The sequence below is a fragment of the Streptomyces sp. WAC05292 genome (genome assembly GCF_003949955.1).
Lineage (GTDB): Bacteria > Actinomycetota > Actinomycetes > Streptomycetales > Streptomycetaceae > Streptomyces > Streptomyces globosus.
The window spans coordinates 1-2704 of the sequence record NZ_RPSE01000588.1; the positions used below are offsets into that span (position 1 = coordinate 1).

Below are 2704 nucleotides of genomic sequence, written 5' to 3' on the forward strand. Positions count from 1 at the left end.
CCCGCACCCCCGCCGCGGCCGTGCCGGCGCCGGCGGCTCCGCTCGCGCCCCTGCCCGCGTCTGCGTCTCCGCCTGCTCCTGCGCCTGCTCCTCCGCCTGCTCCTGCGCCTGCTCCTCCGCCTGCTCCTGCTGTCATGCGCCTTGTGCCCCTTCTCGCCTCTTGTCACGGTCTCTTGTCACGCCGTGGACGCGGAAATAGAGTCCGGAACGGATGGAGATCATTCACCCACCGGGACGGCGTTCAGAATACTGAACGACTCCGGCGGGCCGGCGCGGATCCAGGAGGCAGTACGGCATGGCAGCAGGGACACCAGTCTGGAGTGTGGACCCCCGCACCGGGAAGCAGCGGGAACAGGTCACCCTGGAAGCCGCCCCGGCGGACGTGGACGCCGCCGTGCGCGCCGCGCACGCGGCCCGCGGCGCGCTCGCCGACCGCTCCGCACGCACCGCCTTCCTCCGCGCCGCCGCCGACCTGCTCGACGGGGAAGCAGCCCGGATCGTGGAGACCGCCGACGCCGAGACGGCGCTCGGCCCGGCCCGCCTCACCGGCGAACTCGCCCGGACCACCGGCCAGCTGCGGGCCTTCGCCGACGCCGTGGCCGAGGGCTCCTACCTCGACATCCGCATCGACCGGGCCGACGCCTCCCTCACCCCGCCGCGCCCCGAACTGCGCCGCTACAAGGTGCCGCTGGGCGTGGTCGCCGTCTACGCCGCCTCCAACTTCCCCCTCGCCTTCTCCGTCCCCGGCGGGGACACCGCGAGCGCCCTGGCCGCCGGCTGCCCGGTGGTCGTCAAGGCCCACCCCGACCACCCGGCCGCCTCCGAGCTGTGCGCCTCGCTCCTGCGCCGCGCGGCCGCGGCGTCCGGACTGCCGGAGGCGGTCGTGTCGGTGGTCCACGGCTTCGACGCGGGCCTGGAGCTGATCCGGCACCCGCTGGTCTCCGCGGCCGGGTTCACCGGGTCGGTGCGCGGCGGGCGCGCCCTGTTCGACGCGGCCGCCGCCCGCCCGGTGCCGATCCCCTTCCACGGCGAGCTCGGCTCCCTGAACCCCGTCGTGGTCACCCCGGACGCCGCCGCCGAGCGGGCCGAGGAGATCGGCGCGGGCCTCGCCGCCTCGGTGACCCTCGGGAACGGCCAGTTCTGCGTCAAGCCGGGCCTGGTCCTCGTACCGGAGGGGGCGGCCGGGGACCGGCTGGCCGGCGCGCTCGCCAAGGCGCTCGGCGAGACCGGGCCGGGCGTCCTCCTCGACCACCGGATGCGGGACGCCTTCGCGGCCGGGGTCGCCGAGCGGGCGGCCCTGCCCGGCGTCACCGCGCCCGTCGCCGCAGGCGCCGCCGGGGAGCACGCCGTCGGCGCCGGCTGCCTGGCCGTGCAGGCCTCCGCCCTCCTTGCGGGCGGCCCGTACGACCTGCTGCTGGAGGAGTGCTTCGGCCCCGTCACGGTCCTCGTCCGGTACGCGGGCCAGGACGAGGCGAGCGCCGTTCTGGACAGCCTGGCCGGCAATCTGAGCGCGACGCTCCACGTCTCCGCGGCGGAGGCGGACGGGGCGCCGGGCCCCGCTGCCGCGCTGGTGGCCCGGGTGACGGAGCTGGCCGGGCGGATCGTCGTCAACGGCTGGCCGACGGGCGTCGCGGTGGCGCCGGCGCAGCACCACGGCGGCCCGTACCCGGCGGCGACCTCGCACTCCACGTCGGTCGGGGTGACGGCGATCGAGCGCTGGCTGCGGCCCGTCGCCTACCAGTCCGTGCCGGACGCGCTGCTTCCGCCGGAGCTGCGGGAGGCGAACCCGCTGGGACTGCCCCGCCGCGTCACCGGAACGGCCTGACCAAATCCGGTTGCCTGCCCCGGCCGGGCCGGGGCAGGCTGCGCGCATGCCGAGACCACAGGGATTCACGTACGAGCAACGGGGCGACGGCACCGTCGCCATCACCCACCGCGGCCGGCCCGCGGGCACCCTGCGCGGGCCGCGCGCGGAGAAGTTCCTCGCCGAGGTGGAGTCGGGCGACGCGCAGCTCGTGATGGCCAGATGGACGGGCGCGTACAAGTTCGGGAACGAGCGCACCGCCCGCAACCATCCGCGCAACCGGCGCTGAAGCCGCCCGGCACCGCCGTACGGGGCAGCCCGCCGCCGCCCGTACGGGGTAGCGGAGGGCGTCGGGGGAACGGTGCGGCACCCCCGGTCGTTCTCCGGGCATGACCGCTATGACCCCTGGTTCCAACCTGCCGCTCGAAGCCGTCCGCGTGACGGTCGAGGTGGCCGCCCCGGTGCGGCTCGACGTCTCGGGGCTCCTCCTCGCGGCCGACGGCAAGGTCCGCTCCGACGCCGACTTCGTCTTCTACAACCAGCCCTCCGGTCCGGGCGTCTCCCACCGCTCCGGCGGCGGGGCGGGGCCCGACTCCGTCACCGTGGACACGGGTGCGCTGCCGCCGGACGTCGAGCGCGTCGTCGTCACGGCCAGTCCGGACGCGGCCGGGCAGACGTTCCAGGGCATCGAGCCGACCGCGACCGTGCGGCAGGCGGACACGGGCGCGGTGATCGCGACGTTCACGCCACCGCAGCTCGGGACGGAGACGGCGCTCGTGGTGGTGGAGGTCTACCGCCGCGGCGGCGCGTGGAAGGTGCGCGCGGTCGGCCAGGGGTACGCCGACGGGCTCGCCGGGATCGCCACCGACTTCGGTGTCTCGGTGGAGGAGGAGCCCGCCG

3 protein-coding genes are annotated in these 2704 nt (G+C 76.3%); all 3 read left to right on the forward strand.

Annotated features, from left to right (window positions below; translation table 11 throughout):
- The first annotated feature begins 295 nt into the window (after positions 1–295).
- Positions 296–1825, forward strand: a complete 1530-nt coding sequence (locus EF903_RS31320) for an aldehyde dehydrogenase (NADP(+)) (protein WP_125548360.1) — start codon at positions 296–298, stop codon at positions 1823–1825.
- 46 nt (positions 1826–1871) lie between these two features.
- Positions 1872–2093, forward strand: a complete 222-nt coding sequence (locus tag EF903_RS31325; RefSeq protein ID WP_125548362.1) for a hypothetical protein — start codon at positions 1872–1874, stop codon at positions 2091–2093.
- Between the two features lie 100 nt (positions 2094–2193).
- A partial coding sequence (locus EF903_RS31330) for a TerD family protein (RefSeq protein WP_148142626.1) occupies positions 2194–2704 on the forward strand: 511 nt, incomplete at its 3' end.